Below are 20,726 nucleotides of genomic sequence, written 5' to 3' on the forward strand. Positions count from 1 at the left end.
TTGGATAGATTGATGTTCAGCTTTCAAAATCATCGATTTTTTATAAATAAATTAAATTAATCGAATTAATTGACTTATTGATCCATTGATCACTATTTGTCGTTGAAATGTGACAATATAGTTTGCAGTTGTGTTAATTTCTATTTAAAATTGCGAAATTCGCTTTTTTCGGTCAAAACATCCCTAAATGACAAGACAGACAAGTCTTCCAAGCCTGCCGCTGAGCAGGTCGCTTTTTAATTTCCAATGAACGCCAACTGCTTTAAAACTGTTTTCTCAGAACGCATGGGCTGCCTGGTCGCGGTGGGCGAACACGCCTGCAGCCAGGGCAAGTCCTCGGGTGAGTCGGCTTTTGGCGAGGCCGCTTTCGTCGCTTCGGTGTTGGCTTTGGCGGGTGTGTTCATTGGGGCCTTGGTCTTGTCGCAAGTCTTTGTGGGCTTGGCCTGGGCACAGCCCGCGGCCAATGCGCTGCCCACAGGCGGCGCTGTAGTGCAAGGTGCGGCCAGCATGGCCCAAAGCGCCAACCAACTCAACATCACCCAAGCCAGCCAGCGTGCGGCCATCAACTGGCAGAGCTTCGACATCGGTTCCAGTGCCAAAGTGAACGTGGTGCAGCCCAATGCACAGGCCGTGCTGCTCAACCGCGTGTTGGGCCAAAGCCCGAGCCAAATCTTTGGCCAACTGCAGGCCAATGGCCATGTGATTTTGGTCAACCCCAATGGCGTGTTGTTTGGCAAAGACGGCAGCGTCAATGCAGGCAGCTTCACGGCATCGACCTTAGGCATTTCGGATGCCGATTTCATGGCGGGCAACATGGTGTACCAGCGCAACGGCAGCACAGCTGGTGTGGTGAACCAGGGCACGATTGGCGTATCGCCCGGCGGTTACGTGGCCTTGCTGGGGGCGAGCGTCAGCAACGAGGGCAAGATCATTGCGCCCAAAGGCGGCGTGGCCTTGGGCTCTGCCGAAACCATCAAGGTGCCTCTCAGCGGCAGTGGCCGCATCAAGCTGGAGCTGACTGCAAGCGACATCAACGCCAGCGTGAAAAACAGCGGCAGCATTGTGTCGGAGGGCGGGCAGGTGTACATGCAGGCGTTGGCGCTCAACCGGGCGGCAGCGCAAGTGATTCAGAGCGGCAGCATTGACACGACGGGCGAGCAGGGCGGTGCAGTGCACCTGTTGGCCGATGGCGGAACCATCAAGGTGGATGGCAGCATCAAGGCCAACAGCACAGGCACGGACGACAAGGGCCAAGTGCGCAAGGGCGGCGACATCGTCATCGGGCGCGATGAAGAGACGGGCGCTTTGGCCGGGGCCACCAACGTGAGCGGTGCGCAACTGGAGAGCAACAAGGGTTTTGTGGAGACGTCGGGCGATTGGCTGGCGACGTATGGCACGCGTGTGCTGGCCAAAGATTGGTTGCTGGACCCGACCAACATCACGATTGCTGCAAGCGGTGCCACCGGCACGGCGTATTCCAGCAATTACACCGCAGGCGCAGATTCGGTCATTTTGGCCTCTGACATCAACGCCAGCTTGAACGCAGGCACTGGGGTCACGATTGCTACCAGTTCGTCTGGAGCGAGTGCGGGCAACATTGCCGTCAACGAGAACATCGCAAAAACAGTTGGAGCCTCTGCCTATTTGACCCTCAGGGCCCATGGCGACATCACGGTTGCGTCCAACAAAACCATTACCTCCACTTCTGGCAATTTGTCGGTGACGCTCAACAGTGACTTTGATGCCAATGGTGCTGGGGTCATTGTGATGAACAGCGGCTCAGGCATCACCAGCAACGGGGGCAATATTGCTCTTGGCGGCGGAAGTGCAGGATCCGCAGCCAGTTATGCAGCTGGCTATGCTTCTGCTTTGACGGGTGTTTCATTGACCGCCAGCAGTTTGAATGCAGGCGGCGGAAACATCAGCATCAAAGGCAAAGGCACCACCGTTTTCACCAACACCAGCAGTATGAGCGGGGTGAACTTGAATGCGGCCACCATCTCCACCTCAGGCGTCGGAACGATCACCATCGACGGCGTTGGGGGCAATGGCAATGTCTCTAACTTGAACGTGGGCATTGGCATGACGAACAGTGCCACGATCACGGGAGGAGCGGGTGCCATTACGTTGACGGGTACAACCAGCACCACCGCTGGAGGCTATTACAACAGTGGCATTTGGGTCTATGGAAATGGCAGCACGGTGACTGGTGCAGGTGCAATTTCATTGACGGGAACTGGCGGCGGTTCGACCTATGGCAGTTTGAACCAAGGTGTCAGGCTTGAGGGGGGGCGGGTGACAGCCACAGGCACAGGCACTGTGACTGTGGTCGGTACCCCAGGAGCGATTTCGGGAACGGCGGGGCCAAATGCCGGTGTTGAAATTTCGGGTGGTGGTTATGTGCAAACCAATGGCGGTAGCATCAGCATCACGGGCAACAGTGGCAGTGCCGGGTTAACTGGCGTCCTACTTCAGTCAAGTGGCTCATCGGTGACTTCGTCGGGTGGCAGCATCACTTTCACGACAGACAGCTATTCAGGTGACAACAGCGCAACAATCAACGCAGGCTCTGGAACCGTCACCATTCAAAACAACACCAGCACCACAACCGTGAATGTCGGTGGCACAGCCACCGACACACTGACAGGCACACTCGGTTTGGACGTGTCGAGCACTGAGCTGGGCAAGATCACCGCCGGAAAAATTGTGGTGGGCCGCAGAGATGCAACGGGCTCTGGCGCTGTCACTGTGAGCGCACTCAATATGGGTGCCATGGGCAATACCGGGGGCGACCTGTCTGTTCTCAGCAAAACCAATATCGCCGTCAACGATTCCATCACCAAGACCGCTGGTACAGATGCCACCTTGAGCCTATTGGCTAACGGCAACATCACCTTAGCGACCAACAAAACCATCACGGCCAGCACAGGCAAACTCAATGTGCTGCTGAACAGCGATTCAGACGCCACCAGCGGAGGTGCGATTGTCTTCAACACGGGCTCGGGCATCACCAGCAATGGCGGCAACATCACCTTGGGTGGTGGCACTGCCTTAGATGGCACTGGCTTTGCCGTTGCCGATGGCGTGAGTTCACTTCAGGGCGTTTCACTGAACACCGCAGCCATCACTGCAGGCGGCGGCAATATCGTGATGAACGGCAAAACAGCTGCCACTAACTATGTGGGCAGCCTTTCCAACATCTCTGGTGTGTACATGTCGGGTGGTTCGATCTCCACCACGGGCAGCGGCACGATCAACCTAACCGGCAATAATCAAAACACCGATACGCAATCACAAGGCTTTGTCTTGTCTAGCGGCACGATCACTGGCGGCTCAACGGGCGCCGTGACGATCACGGGTGATTCCAGAGGTGTCACCAGTTCATCTTTTACCTACGTTAGGGGCGCATTGGTGAACGGTACCGTCACATCGACGGGTGGCAATATCGGCATCACAGGTTACGGTGGTGCAGGCGTTCAATACGACTATGGCGTTGATGTAAGCGGTAGCGTCACAACGACCGCAGCAGGCGCAGTCAATATCACCGGCACAGCAGGCGCAGGTGCCTCTGGCGGTAACGTGGGCGTCAACACCAGCGGAGCAGGCAACATCTCATCTGTCGATGGTGCTATCTCCATCACGGGTACAGGCGGGATCGGTAACGGCTCACAAATTCGAGACCATGGCGTCTTTGTTGGCGGCAGCAATGCCATCCGGTCTACTGGCACTGGCAACATCACGGTAACAGGCACAGCAACCAACACTGACAACGGCTACAGCCAAGGTGTTGTCATCAACGCAGGCGGTTTGAATGCCAACAGCGGCACCATCAAGATTGATGGCACAGTCCCGCAAAACTACCAAGTGGCGGACTACATCAACGCCCCCATCACCTCAACATCGGGCAATGTCTACATTCGCTCTGCCAGCGCCAATATTCAAAACACAGCGACTGGCACGATCTCTGGCAACAATGTCTCTATTGACAACACGGGCGGCACAATCGATGTCAATGGTGTGATCACGAAGGGTGCTGGCGGAGCGAGCACTTGGAATGGCGTGATCAGCCAAAAAGGGGTTGATATCCAAGGCACTATAACTGCTGCGAATAACCTCAATATTTACGGTAACCAAACTGGTTCTGATACGGGTATTTCGGTTGGCGCGGGCTTGACCGCGACGGGCAACGTCAACATTTTTGGCAATGTGGCCGCAGCCACGAGCACTGGCGTCAACTTGACCAGTGCGGGTTCGATCACCAGCTCGGGTACGGCAGCCACCATCAACATTGGCTCCAATTATTCGATTGCCAATGCTGCCGCCATCAAAGCCACAGGCACAACCGGCACGGGCGCCAACATCAACCTGACTGCCACCGGCGGCACGATCACAGGTGCGGGTGCGATTGGTGACACGACCAACAAAAATGCGAGCGTGACGTTTACGCAAGCTGGCACTAGCACTTATTCAGGCGCGATCAATGCCGCCAACTTCACCAAAGCGGGTGCGGGTTCTCTCACGCTTGAGTCGTGGATTGCCACCCCAGCGGTGGCCACCAACGTGTCCAACGCCTACACGGTGAATGCCGGCAGCTTAACGCTTGCACCCGGCGGCACGTATGCCCAGCTCAACCCAACCAGTGTGAACGTCGTCAACGCTTCGACATTTGCCATCAGCAACGCTAGCAATGGCTGGTGGAAAAATACGGCCTTCAAGTTCACAGGTGGCTTGGGTGGGGGCACGATGAATTTGGGCGGAAACCCCATTGGCGCATCGGGCACCACCAACACGTTCAGCACCAGTGGTGGTGCCACCAACACCATCACAGGCTTGCTCAATGCCAACAGTGCCACCGTCAATATGAACCTGACAAGTGCCACCAGTGGAACCACGCTGTTAGATAGCAGCTTTGCCGCCCTGGCATTTACCCAAAATTCTCAAGGTGGTTTTGGCTTGCAAAACGGTGGAACGGTCAACGTGGCTGGTGGTGGCAGTTTGTTGTTCAAAGACAAATTCGGCGCCACCAACCTCAACATCAATGCTGGAGTCGTTCAGATGGGCGACGGGAGTGCCGCCACGACGGCTGCAACCGCCGATTTGGGCGCAACCAACGTGGCCATTGCCAGCGGTGCGAAACTGATTTTCAACCGTGCGGAAGCTTATTCAAACGCATCAATCGTCTCGGGCTCAGGCAGTCTGATTCAAGCAGGATCAGCAACATTGACCCTAACGGGCAACAGCAGTGCGTTTGCAGGTGCAACCACGGTGAACGCGGGTAAAGCGCTGGCCATAGGCACCGGTGGCTCATTGGGGGCGGCAGGCAGCACCCTGACGCTGACGGATGCCTCATCCAATCTGTCGTTCACCAACACATCCGGTGTGTCAACGGTGGCCAGCACCATCAGTGGTGCAGGCACGGTGACTGAAAATGGTGCGGGTGGGTCAGGCTTGCTCTTGGCTAACAATACCTACACCGGCACCACAACGACAACAGCGGGCACCTTGCAAGTCGGCAATGGTGGCGCTGTGGGCTCATTGGGTACCGGGTCGGTGGTGGACAACAGTGCCTTGGTCGTCAAGCGCTCGGACGACATCACGATTTCCAATGCCATCAGTGGATCGGGTACCTTTACCCAAGCGGGCACTGGCAAGATTCTTTTTGCCAACAACAATGCGGGTTACACCGGCCAAACGTTTGTCGACGCCGGCATTCTTTCCTTTGGCACACCCTCAACCAGCGGAACAGCTGCGACCCAATACTGGTCCAGCCAGTTCAACATCGCAGCGGGTGCCGTGTTGGACTTTAATTCGCCGATAGTCGTCACGTTGAACAACAGCGGTACAACTTTCACAGGTGCAGGCACGATCACCAAAACGGGTGCGGGTGGTTTGACCTGGAACAGCACAGACACCACCTTCAACATGCTGTCGGGCTCCCTGATTGATGTGAAGGAGGGCACTTTCGTAGGCAGTGCCAGTTACCACGGCAAGTGGACCAATAACCTGTCGAGCTTGAACGTCGCCTCTGGCGCATCGTTTCAGGGCGTGGAAGGAGACACTCGCATAGATGCCTTAACAGGCGCGGGCTCTGTTTCTTTTGGATGGTCTACCCTCGGCAGCCTGACTGTGGGCGTGAACAACACAGCAGCCGGCGCATACAACACCACAGCGGGCACAGCCACCTTCTCGGGTGCGCTGAGCGGGCCTGCGCCTTTGAACAAAATCGGCACCGGCACGCAAATTCTGACGGGTGCCAACACCTATACGGGTGCTACCACCATCAGTGCGGGCACTTTGCAAATTGGGGATGGGGGCACCACGGGCACTTTGGGAACCGGTGCAGTGACCGACAATGCTTCATTGGTATTCAACCGAAGCAATTCATTGACTGTGGCCAATGCCATCAGTGGCACAGGTACATTGAACCAAAATGGCTCAGGCACAACAGTGCTGACCGCGACGAACACATACAGCGGCACAACCACGATCAATGCAGGCACTTTGCAAATTGGCAGTGGTGGCACGGCAGGGACGCTGGGCACCGGTGCTGTGGTTGACAACGGCATCTTGGCGATCCATCGCTCGGATGAAGTCTCGCTCACGCAAGCCATCAGCGGTGCGGGATCCGTGCTTCAAATGGGCACTGGCACAACCAAGCTGGTCAGCAATGCAAACACCTTTACCGGTGGCATCACCATCAGCAAAGGTGCTGTGATGATTGGTAATGGTGGCGGCACGAACGGCAATTACAACCTGAACTCGGGCACTGGCACGATCACTTTGGGTGATTCGAACACGGGCAGCAGTAACGTGGCCCTGCAAATTGAATCCGGTACTGGCTTGGGTCAAACCATGTTGAACAACAGCATTGTGGTCAGCAGCTCAGGGACAGGCACAGCGACGATTGGGTCGGTTGTTGGCTCTGGAAGTGGCACTTATACCGAGGTCAGAAGTTCATTAACCTTGAACCGCGATGTCATATTGAATGACGGCACGACGGACCGATTGGGCTACAGCGGAACAATCACGGGCACCGGTAACGTTTCGATCACAGGTAACCGGGTATCCATGGGAACGCCCAACGCCAATGGCATTTCCAGCAACAATTTTGTGGGCAATCTGACGATTGCGTCGGGTTCCATATTGCAAGCAGGCTCCAAAAGCCTTTTCCCCACCACTACCAATGTGATCAACAACGGTACATTGAGACTGCTGGATGGCAATTACCAAGCCATCAATGCGCTGTCTGGGACGGGCACCATCGAGACCTTGAATATTTCGGGTGGGCTGCTGACCAATTTGAGCATCGGCAACAACAATGGTGGTGCGACGTTTTCTGGCACGATCACAGGCAGCAACCCTGTTTTGTCACTGACCAAAAACGGGACAGGCACACAAATTTTGACGGGTGCCAACACCTATACGGGTGCTACCACCATCAATGCGGGCACCTTGCAAATTGGCAATGGTGGCAGCGCGGGGACATTGGGCGTCAACGGCACGGTCTACAGTGCCGTGTCTGTGGCGGCCAATGCCAACCTAGATTTTTACCGCACTGACATAGGATTGAACATCCCGAATGCCATTTCTGGTGCGGGCGTGGTCAACTTCAAAGGCACAGGCGTTTCGTCGCAGAGCAGCTACACCCTCACAGGTAACAACAGTGGCTTGAGTGGGAACATCAACGTTTCCTCTTCGCGTATCTCGATCAATTCAGCCAATCAGGTTGGCACAGCGGCGATCACCGTCAACAGCGGCGCTGCTTTGTATGCAAACGGTGGATTTACCCTTAACAACGCGCTTTCATTGGCGGGTAATGGCTGGCTTGAAAACACGTATGGCCAGTTGGGGGCTTTGCGCTTGCAAAACGGGACCAATTACGCTGGAGCCATCACGTTGGCTGCAGATGCGCGCATTGGTGCTTACAACTCCACTGGCACTGTGTCGGGTGTCATCAGTGGCTCTAAGAATCTTGAATTCAACTCAAACACCGGAACCGTCACGCTAACGGGCAACAATACCTATTCAGGCACGACTGCCATCAGTGGTGGCACGGTGCAAGTGGGCAATGCAGGCACCACAGGCACTTTGGGCGTGGGTGACGTGACCTTGAGCAACAGTTCCAATTTGAACTATGTGCGCTCAGCGGCCACAAGCATTGCCAACAACATTTCGGGTACTGGCAGCGTAGCAGCCACCATCACCGGTGCGTCCAGCACATTGACGGTGGACCACACGATCAACTTGACCGGTGGCACGGTGAATCTGGTGACGGACGGCAACTTGTCTGTCACGCAAACCATCAACACCAGCAATGCAACTGCCTCGGCGGTATTTTTGGAATCAGGCAAAGCCACCGCGGCCGGCATGGCCACAGGCGGCGACGTGACGTTGTCTGGCAGTGGTGCCGTGACGGTGGGCTCCGGCGGTCGCATCACTTACATGACAGGCTCGGTTGCAGGCAGCACCGGCTTGGGGGTGCCCGCAGGCAACAACCGCTACAAGAGCGACGAAACGACGACCAGCTATACAACGGCTCTGGGGGCAGGGTCTTATGCCATTTACCGGGAAGCGCCCACGCTGACGGCCACCTTCAACAACGCCACCAAGACCTACAACGGCTTGAGTTATTCAGGTGGCAACGGTGTGGTGCTGACGGGCTTTGCCAATGGCGACACGGATGCCAAGTTAGGCACCATCAATTACAGCGGAACCTCTCAAACCGCCATCAATGTAGGTGATTACGCGATCAGCGGCAGCGCCGTGAGTGGCGTGGGCTATAGCCTGGCCTACACAGCGGGCACGTTGACGGTCAATAAGGCGAACCTGGTTTTGTCGGGCACGCGTGTGTACGACGGCGGCAAGACATTTGCAGGTCAATATCTGACTGCCGCAGGCGTGAACAACGAGGCTTTTGCTGTCACGGGTTTGGGTGATGCAACCAACCTGAGTAGCAAAAATGTTCAAACCAATCAGACGTTGAACAGCGTGACGGGTTTGGCTGTAGGGGCGAGTAATGGCACAAACACGGGCCTGAGCAGCAACTACAACGCACTGAGCACCGCCAGCTCCAGTGTGAGTGTGTCCGTCAAGGCCGCCACGGTGACCGGCACGGCCACCAACTTGACTTACAACGGCAGCTTGCAAAACCAGCAGGTAGCCACCTCCAATGGTTTTGTGAGCGGTGACGCGGTCAGCATCACCGGCTTGGCGAGTGGCAAAAATGCCGCGACTTACACGTCCAATCTGAGCGTGACCGGCGCAGATGCAAACAACTACAACGTGACCTACACCAATGCCGATCTGGTCATTGGCAAAGCCAACCTGGTGTTGTCGGGCACGCGCGAATACGACGCGGGCAAGACCTTTGCCGGTCAATACCTGACCGCCACAGGCGTGGCCGGTGAGTCATTTGCCATCACGGGCACAGGCGATGTCAGCAACCTGAGCACTAAGAATGTGCAGACCAACCAGGCGTTGAGCAGTTTGACGGGCTTGTCCTTGGGGGCTAGCAACGGTAGCAACGCAGGCTCGAGCAGCAACTACAACGCCATCAGCACTACTGGTTCCAGCGTGAGCGTGACCGCCAAGGCGGCCACAGTGGACGCGACACCCACCACCGTGACCTACAACGGCGCTGCGCAGACGCAAACAGCACCAACCACGAGCGGGTTCATCGTGGAGGATGTGATCACGGTTTCCGGTGTGGCTTCTGGTCAGAATGCCGGCACCTATGCTTCCAGTTTGGCGGTGGCGGGGGTTGATGCTGGCAACTACAACGTGACCTTCAACAATGCCAATCTGTTGATTCAGAAGGCGGCCTTGACGGCCACGGGTAACAGCAGCTCCGTGACTTACAGTGGTGGCAATCAGAGCGTTGCGGGCTTCACGGTGTCTGGCCTGCAAGGCAGTGACACAGCAAGCAGTCTGAACAACATCACAGCCTCAGGTGCCAGCGGCACCAACGCGGGCAGTTACACCAACACCGTGACGGCAGGGCTTGAAAAGAACTACACGGTCAGTACGGTCAACGGCGCATTGCAGATCGCCAAGGCCGCTTTGACGGCCACGGGCAACAGCAGCACGGTCACTTACAACGGTGGCAACCAGAGCATCGCGGGTTTCACGGTGTCTGGGTTGCAAGGCAGTGACACGACCAACAACCTGAGCAGCATTGCCGCCTCGGGTGCCACCGGCAAAAATGTGGGCAGTTACACCAACACCGTGACGGCTGGCACAGAGACCAACTACACCGTGACCACGGTGAACGGCGCTTTGCAGATTGACAAGGCCAATTTGATCGCCACCGGCAACAGCGGTTCGGTGACTTACAACGGTGCCAATCAAAGCGTGAGCGGTTTCGCGGTGAGCGGTTTGTTGGGCAGTGATTCGGTGAGTAGCCTGAGCAGCATTGTTGCAAGCGGTGCCACCGGCAAAAATGTGGGCAGTTACACCAATACGGTGACGGCTGGCACCGAGGCCAACTACAACGTGAGCACGGTCAATGGCAGCTTGCAAATTGGCAAGGCCAACTTGATTTTGTCGGGCACGCGCGAATACGACGCGGGCAAGACGTTTGCGGGGACGCATCTCACAGCCACGGGCGTCGCTGGTGAAACGTTTGCCCTGACCGGTGCAGGCGACGCCAGCAACCTGAGCAGCAAGAATGTTCAGACCAACCAGTTGCTCAGCAGCGTGACGGGTTTGAGCTTGGGCACCAGTGCCAATGGTGGATTGAGTACAAACTACAACGCCATCAGCACCACAGGTTCCAGCGTGAGCGTGACGGCGAAGGCAGCAACCGTGACGGGCACCGCCACCAACGTGACCTACAACGGCAGTTCACAGACGCAGTCGGCAGCTGCCAGCACAGGCTTCATCGCGGGTGATGTCATCAGCATCACAGGTGAGGCCAGTGGCAAAAATGCGGGCACCTACACGTCCAGCTTGGCCGTGAGCGGTGCCGATGCGGGCAACTACAACGTGACGGTGAGCAACGCCGATCTGGTGATTGCCAAAGCAGCATTGACCGTGACGGCTTCGCAAGTGAGCAAAACCTACGACGGTGGCTTGGGGGCTACAGGCACGGGCACTGTGGGTACCTTGGCGGGTGCAGCGGCAGGCGATGTGGTCAACAACGCGGGCGCCCAGGCTTATCTGGACGCCAACGCGGGCACGGGCAAAACCGTGCGTGCTTCGGGCTTGACGATCAAGGACGCCAGCAACGCCGACATGACGGGCAACTACACGATCAGCTATGTGGACAACACCACCAGCACGATCAGCAAGGCCGCCTTGACCGTGACGGCCAATGCCGATGCGCGTTTTGTGACCCAGACCGATGCAGCGGGTTTTAACGGTGTGAGTTATGCCGGATTTGTGGGCGGAGAAAACAGCAGTGTTTTGGGCGGCTCTTTGGCGATTTCTCGTACCAATGCCCCTGGCACGCAGGGGGCCGGGGTTTACAGCGGTGTGTTAGAAGCCAGTGGGCTGACTTCGGGCAATTACGACATCCGTTACACGAACGGAAATTACACGATTGTTCCGGCCAATCAGCTGCTGATCAAGACTGTGAACAATTCAGTCACGTATGGCGGAGCGCCTGTTTTCAACACCACGGCACAGTACCTTCTGGACGATGGTGTGCATCCAAGCCAGGTGGTGACGCTCTCTCGCTCGGGCAGCAACGGCAGCTACAGCTTCAGTGACGGGGTGGGCGGCTCGGTGAGTATGGTGCTCAAGCCGTATGTCACCAACAGCGCGACTGCAGCGGCGGTGAGCAGTTCGAGCCATACCGTGGTGGGCAATTACGACATCAAGGACGCATCACCGACTGTGGTGGGCAGCAACTTTGTGGGTGCGCCCGTGTTTGTGGGTGCGCTGACCGTCGACACCAAAGCCGTGACGCCCAGTGCCACGGGCGTGAGTAAAGTCTACGATGCCAGCACATCGATGAGCAACGTTGTTGTCGGGTTGAGCGGTCAAGTCGGTTCTGACAATTTGACGATCAGTGGCACCGGCGCGTTCTCTCAGAAAAATGTGGGCACAGGGCTGGGCTACACCGTGTCGGGCATCACGCTGAACGGCTCAGACGCAGCGAACTACCACTTGGCTGGAGGCAACACCAGCTTGTCAGGCCATGATGGTGTCATCACGGCGGCCGAGTTGAAGCTCACCACCTCGAATGTCACCAAAATTTACGATCGATCTCTCAGTGCCTTGGGCACTGCGCAGGCCACTCAAGGCACACAACTCTTTGGGTCAGACACGCTCAGTGGTGGCGCATTTGCTTTCACCAACGGGAATGCGGGCAACGGCAACAAAGTGGTGACGGTGTCCGGTGTGACGGTTAATGATGGCAACAACGGCGCTAACTACAACGTGAGCTACGTGGACAACACCACCAGCACCATCACGCCTAAAAATCTGACAGCCAATTACACCGCGATCAGCAAAACCTACAACGGCAGCATGGCCGCCACCGTGACGGGCAGCTCCAGCGACGTCATCAGCGGGGATACGGTCAATTTGTTCAACACCAGTGCCAACTTTGGCTCCAAGGACGTTGGCGTTAGCAAAACTGTGACGGTTTCGGGCATTGGCATCAGTGGTGCCGATTCGGGCAACTACGCCTTGCAAAACACAACGGCCAGCACCACAGCCGACATCTCGGCCAAGAACTTGACCGCCCGCTTCAGTGCGGCGACCAGGGCCTACAACGGCGGTGTGGTGGCGAGCGTGACGGGCAGTTCCAGTGACATCGTGGGCAGCGATGTCGTCACGTTCAGCACCACCAGCGCTAGCTTCGATACCAAGGATGCAGGCATCGGTAAAGTGGTTTCGGTCGCTGGCATTGGCTTGGGCGGTGCAGATGCGGGCAACTACATTCTGCAAAACACCTCGGTCAGCACCACGGGAGCCATCACTAAAAAAGATGTTTCGATCACCAGCCTGACCGCAGACCACAAGGTCTATGACGGTAGCCGGGTTGCTGTGATTTCAGCAGGTGCCGTGTCGACGGGTGTGGGCTCTGAAACGCTGCTGCTCAGTGGCAGTGGTACTTTTTCGGGCAAAAACGCAGGAACTGGCAAAACGGTGACCGTGGCCGATGTGACCACCTTGACCAAGAGCGATGGCACGGGCGATTGGCGCAATTACAACCTGGTCAACACCGGCGGCATGACGACAACAGCCGACATTGCTCAGGCAGCGTTGACGGTCACGGCCTCTGCGGTGACCAAGACCTATGACGGCACCTTGGCCGCCAGTGGCGCGGGGACCGCAGGGGCGCTGGCCGGTGCCGGTGACGTGGTGGGCAGTGCAGGCAGCCAAGTTTTTCTGGACAAGAACGCTGGCACGGGCAAAACCGTTCGCGCCTCAGGCGTGACGATCAAGGATGCCAGCAACGCGGACATGACGGGCAACTACGCCATCACGTATGTGGACAACACGACCAGTGTGATTCAGCAGGCGGCATTGGAGTTGACGACTGCCAATGTGGTGAAAACCTATGACGGTCTGTTGGGTGCCAACGGGACGGCAGCGGTCAAAACAGGCACCTTGTTTGCCGGTGACAGTTTGACCAGTGGCACATTTGCTTTCACGGACAAAAACACCGGTGTGGGCAATAAAACTGTGACGGTTGCGGGCGTGACGGTGGGTGACGGCACCCACAATGGCAACTATGCGGTGACGTATGCGGCCAACACGACCAGCACGATCCATAAAGCCGCATTGACGGTGACGGCCAATGGCGTGACCAAGACCTATGACGGCACTTTGAGTGCCACAGGCTCGGGGACCGCAGGGGTGCTGGCTGGTGCCGGTGACCTGGTGAACAGTGCGGGCAGCCAGGCCTTTTTGGACAAGAACGCCGGTACGGGCAAAACCGTTCGCGCTTCGGGTGTGACGATCAAGGACGCCAGCAATGCCGACATGACGGGCAACTACACGATCAGCTATGTGGACAACACCACCAGCACGATCAACAAGGCGCAACTGAGTGCTGCATTGGTGGGACCGATTCAGAAGGAGTACGACGGTACCACCGCCACTGCCACCGATTTGACCCCTGCCCACTACGCCCTGACCGGGTGGGCCACGGTGGGCGGTGTGTCTGAGGGTGCGAGCGTGGGCCAGAAGGTGGCGGCCTATGCCAACGCCAACGTAGCAAACAACCAGGGGGCCGGCAGCGTGACGGCATCGCTGCAGGCCACAGACTTCACCGCCAATGCAGGCACGGATCTGGGCAACTACCAGCTGCCCATGTCGGCCAGCGGCAATGTGGGTTTGATCACGCGTGCCGCCCTGACGGTGAAGGTGAACAACACGGCCATGTTTGTGACGCAAGACCCCAATACGGCGTTTGACCAAGGCTTCAGCTTCACGGGCCTTAAAAATGGCGAAAGCGGTGCCAGTGTGTTGGGCGCTTTGACCCGAAGCTACGCAGGCGCGGCCAATCCGGCCACAGGCTCTTATGCTTCGGTCTACGGGCTGGCCACTGCGCCAGTTGCCGCCAATTACAACGTCACGGTTCAAAATGGCGATTTGACGGTCGTTGCGGCAGACAAATTGCTGATCAACGTGGGCGGAAAATCTGAAACTTATGGGGCCTTAACGGCCAGCAATGCCGGAGCCAGCGCCAATACAGTCGTTGCGCAGTATTGTCTGGTGTCGACCGATTGCAATGGGGCCAATCTGGCCAACCTCGCGATGAGCCGTCAGGGCAGCCTCTGGACTGCGACCGATGTGTCGAACTCCACCATCAGCTTCAACACCGTGGTGGACACTGCGGGTCGCATTTCAGGCGGCGGTTACCTCAATGCAGGCAGTTACACCTATGCCACAGAGGGCTTGACCACTTCGGGTGTCGTCAACTTCAACGGCATCGTGTTGTCGGGTGGCGTGTTGAGTGTAGACGCCAAGCGCTTGACTTTGAGTGCCTCCAACGTGAGCAAGGTGTATGACGGCACCGTTGCTTTGGCAGGCATGGCCTTGACGCCCTCGGGTGTGTTGGCTGGCGACTCGGTGGGCGTCACTTCCAGTGGCGGTACGTTCAGCAGCAAAAACGCAGGCAGCCAAGCCTTCAGCCTGACTGGCCTTCAGCTGCAAGGCAGTGACCTTGCAAACTATGTTTTTGCGGGCAACAGCCTGTCTGGTACCGGCACCATCACGCCAAAAACCTTGTTGGTGACGGCCAGCGCGTTGGACAAAACCTATGACGGCACCACAGCCGCAACCGGCAGCCTGAGCACCGCCAATGTGATCGGCCAAGACGATGTGCGGCTCAGCTGGGGCCCTGTGGCCTTTGCGAGCAAGGATGTGAGCCGTGATGCACAAGGGCAAGTCCAAGCTCAATCTGTCAATTTTGCAGGTGTGCAATTGAGTGGTCTGGATGCGGGTAACTACAGCGTCAACAGCACGGCCCTGAGCAGCGCCAAAATCACGCCCAAGTTGCTGAGCGTCAGCGGCACTGTGGTGGCCAACAAGCCACAAGACGGCAACACGCAGGCCAGCGCCCAGGCGGGCAGCTTGTCGGGCTTGGTGGGCTCTGAGCAGTTGCAGCTGCAAGCACAGGCCAGTTTTGATACACCCTTGCCCGGCAGCAACAAACCGGTGACGGTGCGTTATCGCCTGGCCAATGGAGCCAATGGCGGTTTGGGTGGCAACTACGAACTACCGGCCCAAGTCTTGAGCGCCAGTATTTTGGCGCGATCGGGGGGCAATGCGGTGCAGCCGCTGCGTGTGCCGGTTGTGACGGTTAAGCCAGGTACGGTCAATTCGGGCACGGGTGCGGCGATTGGCACGTTGAGGAATACCGAAAGCGGAGATGTTTGCTCATCTGCCACACCTGAAAAATGCCAGTGCCATGCAACCAGTGTGGCTGGCATGGAAATCTGCACGCCGGGGCTTTTGAAGCCCGAGCCTGCAACACCTGAGCGGGGCCGGATGTTCGTTCAAGCGAAGGGCCCGTGATGGTTGATTTTGAATTTGAAGCATAAAATATGCACTTTGGGTTTTTCCATGCCGTGTGCCCCTTGTCCAGACTTCACTGTTCCCGTTGCCGAGCCTCGGCCATGAGTCGGCATGGTTGAGATGAAACACGCCTTCAAATGGGCTTTGGCAGGTGTTGTGCTCTGCTGGCTATCGCCATTGTGGGCCGATGTGTTGCTGGACTTTTCGGTGGTGCTGCCCCCAGCGGTTGACAAGCACAAGGTTGTACAGCCCGTGGTGCAATGGCTTGTGCGCGCGGATGCGCCAGGTTATTGCCAGCAGATCAAGGAGCACGATGGCTTTGCCGTCTGGCAAGAGGGGTGTGTTTATTGGACGAGCACCCCGTCGACTTGCTCGATCGTGACCACAGGACGAACCACCCATTCTCAGGTCGGGCGTTTGTTCCTCTTGTGCCTGACTGCCGGGGAACCCACATGAGTAAGTGGCAGGGCAGCTTGTGCTGCGCGCGATTCGTGTTGCTGATGTGGCTAAGTGTCTTCTCAGCGGCCCAAGCCCAGACTGTCGATGTGAACGATCTGCCCGATGCCAGTTATGTGCGCAGGTTCCGTCCGCCTGCTGTAGACCGCACGCGTTTTGAGCCTTTGCAACCCGATCAGCGCATGCTCAACGAGCCCAAGGTCAAATACCTGGCCCGTAAAGATGGTTATGAGTTCTGTTCTCGCATCACAGGTGTACCGATCAGCCTGACATCGCGTCCGATGGCCTGTGCTTTTTGGAACGTCAAGCGCCGAGAGTGCACCGTGGTCACCCCTGAGGTCACGGGTTACAACTACGTGGGGCATGAAATTCGCCACTGCTTTGAGGGGGCGTTTCATGATTGATTCACGCGCTCCTCAGCAGCTTTGTGTGCCGCCAGTCGGAAGACGCGCGTGGCTGCAAATGGCCTTGGCGCTCGCCTGTTCGGGCGCAGCCCTTCATGCCCCAGCGCAAGACAAGCCACGCATGCGCGTGGGCTTCATCTCGCGCTACCAGCCCTACAGCTTTGTGCAAGCCGACGGCACTTTGACGGGCTTTGATGTAGAGGTCGTGCGGGCCTTGTTGAACGCTTCGGGCCACGACATGGAGCCCGTGGCCGATTCTTTGACGAATTTGCGCCAGAAGATGCAAAAGGGCGAGATCGATTTCATTGGCAACCAGTTGTTGGTGACCCCTGAAAACCGACGCCACTTTGATTTTGTGAAGTCCTACGCCACGATCCAGTTGGTGAGTGTGCTGCATGAAGACGATGACCGCGACTTGATGAGCTTGGATGACTTTCTGGGTAAAAAGCTCGGCGTTTTGGCCAATACCGGAATTGAAGAGCAGGCCCGGGGGGCAGTGGGCAAGTCGGTGCAATCGTTTGAGCGCATCGAGGATGCGTTTCGCGCGTTGGTCGATAAAAAACTCGACGCGGTGATCGAAGAGAACCTGATTGCCGAGTACTTCATCGATAAAGCGGGCTTGCCGCTCAAGGTGGGTGTGCCTTTTGCTGCGCCCATTCGTGTGGGCTTGGCGGTGCCCAAAGGCAACAAGGACATTGAGCAGCGCTTGTCTTTGGGTGTCCAATCACTGGTCAAAGACAAAAACTTCAAAGCCATTTCGACGCGCTGGTTTGGCTACGACGTCAGCCGGCCTCGGGTCTCTCACGCGTCCAGCACCTGAAGTCTCTGCTGTTTGTAAAGTTGTGTGGGAGGCTGCCCCTGCGGCCGAATGCCTGTCGTGGCTCCCGTGCATCGGTAAGATCACAAGATGCCTCTATCTGCACCATCTGACCTGACGGGCTTGCCCAAAGACGCCCAAAGCATCCTCAATTTGGCGGCCAAGTCGCTTTTTGACGTGTTTGCCCATGCCAGCGAAGGCATGCTGCTGGTCGACCGTGCGGGCAAAGTGGTTTGGATCAACGACCAGTACCGACGTTACTTGCCCGCCTTGGGCTTTGCCAGCGAGCAGGATTTTGTGGGGCAGCCTGTGTCGGCGGTCATTCAAAACACCCAGATGCAGCAGGTCTTGGAAACCGGCAAACCCATCCTGATCGATCTGCTGGTCAACAAGGCCGGCACGTTTGTGGTGAGCCGTTTCCCTTTGCACGATGACGCCGGTCAGGTCATTGGGGCTTTGGGGGTGGTGTTGTTTGACCAGCCGCAATCGAATTTGCAGCCTTTCTTGGCCAAATTCACCTTGATGCAACGTGAGCTGGATGAGGCGCGTGATGCCTTGGCGGTGCAGCGCCGCGCGGGTACGGGCCTGCGCCAGGCACGGCACAGTTTCGCCAGTTTCATTGGCTCCAGTTCTGTGGTGGTCGATCTCAAGCGTCAAGCGCGCAGGGCGGCGCAGTCCAGCAGTCCGGTGCTGTTGTTGGGTGAGACGGGCACGGGCAAAGAGTTGTTGGCCCACGCCATCCATGCCTCTTCGCCCCGAGCCAAAGGGCCACTGGTCAGCGTGAACATTGCGGCGGTGCCCGAGACTTTGCTGGAGGCCGAGTTCTTTGGTGTGGCACCGGGCGCTTATACCGGCGCTGAACGCAAGGGACGCGATGGCAAGTTCAAACTGGCCGATGGCGGGACCTTGTTTTTGGACGAAATTGGCGACATGCCTTTGGGCTTGCAGGCCAAGCTCTTGCGCGCACTGCAAGAAGGCGAGATGGAGCCGCTGGGCTCCAACCGCCTGATCCCGTTCGATGCACGCATCATCGCCGCCACCTCGCGCGATTTGGTCAAGCTGGTGCAGTCGGGCCAGTTCAGGGAGGATTTGTTTTACCGCCTGAACGTGTTGCCCTTGCGGGTGCCGCCCCTGCGTGAACGCTCAAGCGACATACCCGCCTTGATCGAGGTGTTGGCCGAAGACCTGGCTTTGCGCAGTGATTTGCCGCACCCGGAGTTCAGCCCGCAAGCCGTGGCTTTGTTGTCGGCACAGAACTGGCGCGGCAATGTGCGTGAGTTGCGCAACGTGCTGGAGCAATTGCTGCTGCGCAGCGATACCGGCGTGATGGATGCGCCTGAAGTGGAGCAGGTCTTGCGCGAATCCGGTTTGGGCCAGATTTCACCTGTGCCTGCGTCTGCGCCCTTCGCGCGCCATTCGGTTTTGCCTTTGGTGTCACAGGATGCAGATGCCTTGTTGGCACCTTTGTCGCAACAGGTGGAGGCGCTGGAGCGTCTGGCCGTGGCCAAAGCACTTGAAGTGACCCAAGGCAACAAAGTGGCGGCCGCCAAAATGTTGGGGGTTTCTCGCGCCAAACTGTACCTTCGGCTTCCTTGATGTGTCTTATTTTTGATCAAGTGTATTTTTATTAATCAGTCAATATGTATTTTAAAAATACACTTTGCCGCTGCCTGAACAGTTCAACTGGAAATTTCAAGCAATGACAAGGGGTTAGGATGGTGCTGCTGATGCACGTTTCTGGCACGGCTTGTGCAAAGCATGTTGCGTGACAAGCGCATGACCATTCCAACAGGAGACCCCTATGTTCCGTAGACACCTCATCTCTTTGGCCGCCTTGGCGGTTGCATCTTCTTTGGCACCGGCTGTGATGGCCCAGGGCAAAGACATCAAGATCGCCCACATCTACAGCAAGACCGGCCCGCTGGAGGCTTACGGCAAGCAAACCCAAGTCGGCCTGATGATGGGCCTGAACTACGCCACCGGCGGCACCATGACCGTGGGTGGCCGCAAGATCGTGGTGATTGAAAAAGACGACCAGGGCAAGCCTGATTTGGGCAAGAACCTGTTGGCCGCGGCCTATGGCGACGACAAGGTGGACCTGGCCGTCGGCCCCACCGCTTCGCCCGTGGCGCTGGCCATGCTGCCTGTGGCCGAAGAGTACAAAAAGATTTTGCTGGTCGAGCCTGCTGTGGCCGACTCCATCACCGGCGAGAAGTGGAACAAATACATCTTCCGCACCGGCCGCAACAGCAGCCAGGACGCGATTGCCAATGCTGTGGCCGTGGACAAAGATGGTGTGAGCATCGTCACCATGGCGCAGGACTCGGCTTTTGGCCGTGATGGTGTGAAGGCCTTCAAGGACTCGGTCAAGAAAGCCAAGCTGGTGCACGAAGAGTACCTGCCGCCTGCCACCACCGACTTCACCGCCGGTGCACAGCGCATGATCGACAAGCTGAAGGGTTTGCCCGGCCGCAAGATCATCTTCATCATCTGGGCCGGTGGCAACCCCTTCAAGATCGCCGACATGGACTTGAAGCGCTACGGCATCGAGATCGCCACGGGTGGCAACATCCTGCCCGCGATGGTGGCCTACAAGCAGTTCCCCGGCATGGAGGGCGCGGCCTACTATTACTTCGGCATGCCCAAGAACCCCGTCAACGATGCCATGGTGGCTTCGCATTACCAACAGTTCAAGACACCGCCAGACTTTTTCACCGCAGGTGGTTTCTCGTCGGCCATGGCCTTGGTCACCGCGCTGAAAAAGACCAACGGCGACACCAGCGCCAACAAGCTGATCAGCACCATGGAGGGCATGAGCTTTGACACGCCCAAGGGCAAGATGACCTTCCGCAAAGAAGACCACCAGGCCATGCAGAGCATGTACCACTTCAAGATCAAGGTCGACCCGGCTTTCGCCTGGGGCGTGCCCGAGCTGATCCGCGAGATCAAGCCTGAAGAAATGAACGTGCCGATCCGCAACAAGCGCTGATCGTTTTTATTGTGCAGGAGCCCGCCCTTGCGGGCGAATGGCCCGGCGCACTGCCGGGCCTGTTCGCACGCATGGGCATTCCCTC

The 20,726-nt window shown here is 57.4% G+C and carries 6 protein-coding genes; all 6 read left to right on the forward strand.

All coding sequences use genetic code 11. From position 1 onward, the window contains the following. Positions 1-246 precede the first annotated feature (246 nt). The 6 genes from B9Z33_RS09425 to B9Z33_RS09450 all read left to right on the forward strand — a co-directional run bounded on the left by B9Z33_RS09425 (position 247) and on the right by B9Z33_RS09450 (position 20,641). The gene (locus B9Z33_RS09425; protein WP_108286739.1) at positions 247-15,975 is read left to right on the forward strand and encodes a YDG domain-containing protein; all 15,729 of its coding nucleotides are present in this window, start codon (positions 247-249) and stop codon (positions 15,973-15,975) included. A gap of 111 nt (positions 15,976-16,086) precedes the next feature. Next, positions 16,087-16,431 (forward strand): hypothetical protein, encoded by a 345-nt coding sequence (locus B9Z33_RS09430; RefSeq protein ID WP_146183849.1) that lies wholly within the window; start codon positions 16,087-16,089, stop codon positions 16,429-16,431. After that, complete coding sequence (locus B9Z33_RS09435) at positions 16,428-16,835, forward strand: hypothetical protein (protein ID WP_108286741.1); 408 nt, start codon at positions 16,428-16,430, stop codon at positions 16,833-16,835. Before B9Z33_RS09430 ends, B9Z33_RS09435 begins: the two co-directional genes overlap by 4 nt. Continuing rightward, positions 16,828-17,655, forward strand: coding sequence for an ABC transporter substrate-binding protein (locus B9Z33_RS09440; RefSeq protein ID WP_158270205.1), 828 nt, complete (start codon positions 16,828-16,830; stop codon positions 17,653-17,655). The genes B9Z33_RS09435 and B9Z33_RS09440 overlap by 8 nt, the downstream gene beginning before the upstream one ends. An 87-nt stretch (positions 17,656-17,742) precedes the next feature. Continuing rightward, positions 17,743-19,248, forward strand: a complete 1,506-nt coding sequence (locus tag B9Z33_RS09445; protein WP_108286743.1) for a sigma-54-dependent Fis family transcriptional regulator — start codon at positions 17,743-17,745, stop codon at positions 19,246-19,248. 205 nt (positions 19,249-19,453) lie between these two features. Beyond that, entirely contained in the window at positions 19,454-20,641 is a 1,188-nt protein-coding gene (locus tag B9Z33_RS09450; protein WP_108286744.1) for a substrate-binding domain-containing protein, read from the forward strand. Positions 20,642-20,726 lie beyond the last annotated feature (85 nt).

The sequence above is a fragment of the Limnohabitans sp. T6-20 genome (assembly GCF_003063505.1).
Classification (GTDB): Bacteria; Pseudomonadota; Gammaproteobacteria; order Burkholderiales; family Burkholderiaceae_C; genus Limnohabitans_A.

Excerpts from the sequence above, each read along its gene's own strand:
- B9Z33_RS09425 (WP_108286739.1), top strand. The coding sequence starts at position 247 with ATGAACGCCAACTGCTTTAAAACTGTTTTCTCAGAACGCATGGGCTGC.
- B9Z33_RS09435 (WP_108286741.1), top strand. The coding sequence starts at position 16,428 with ATGAGTAAGTGGCAGGGCAGCTTGTGCTGCGCGCGATTCGTGTTGCTG.
- B9Z33_RS09450 (WP_108286744.1), top strand. The coding sequence starts at position 19,454 with ATGTTCCGTAGACACCTCATCTCTTTGGCCGCCTTGGCGGTTGCATCT.
- B9Z33_RS09445 (WP_108286743.1), top strand. The coding sequence starts at position 17,743 with ATGCCTCTATCTGCACCATCTGACCTGACGGGCTTGCCCAAAGACGCC.
- B9Z33_RS09430 (WP_146183849.1), top strand. The coding sequence starts at position 16,087 with ATGGTTGAGATGAAACACGCCTTCAAATGGGCTTTGGCAGGTGTTGTG.
- B9Z33_RS09440 (WP_158270205.1), top strand. The coding sequence starts at position 16,828 with ATGATTGATTCACGCGCTCCTCAGCAGCTTTGTGTGCCGCCAGTCGGA.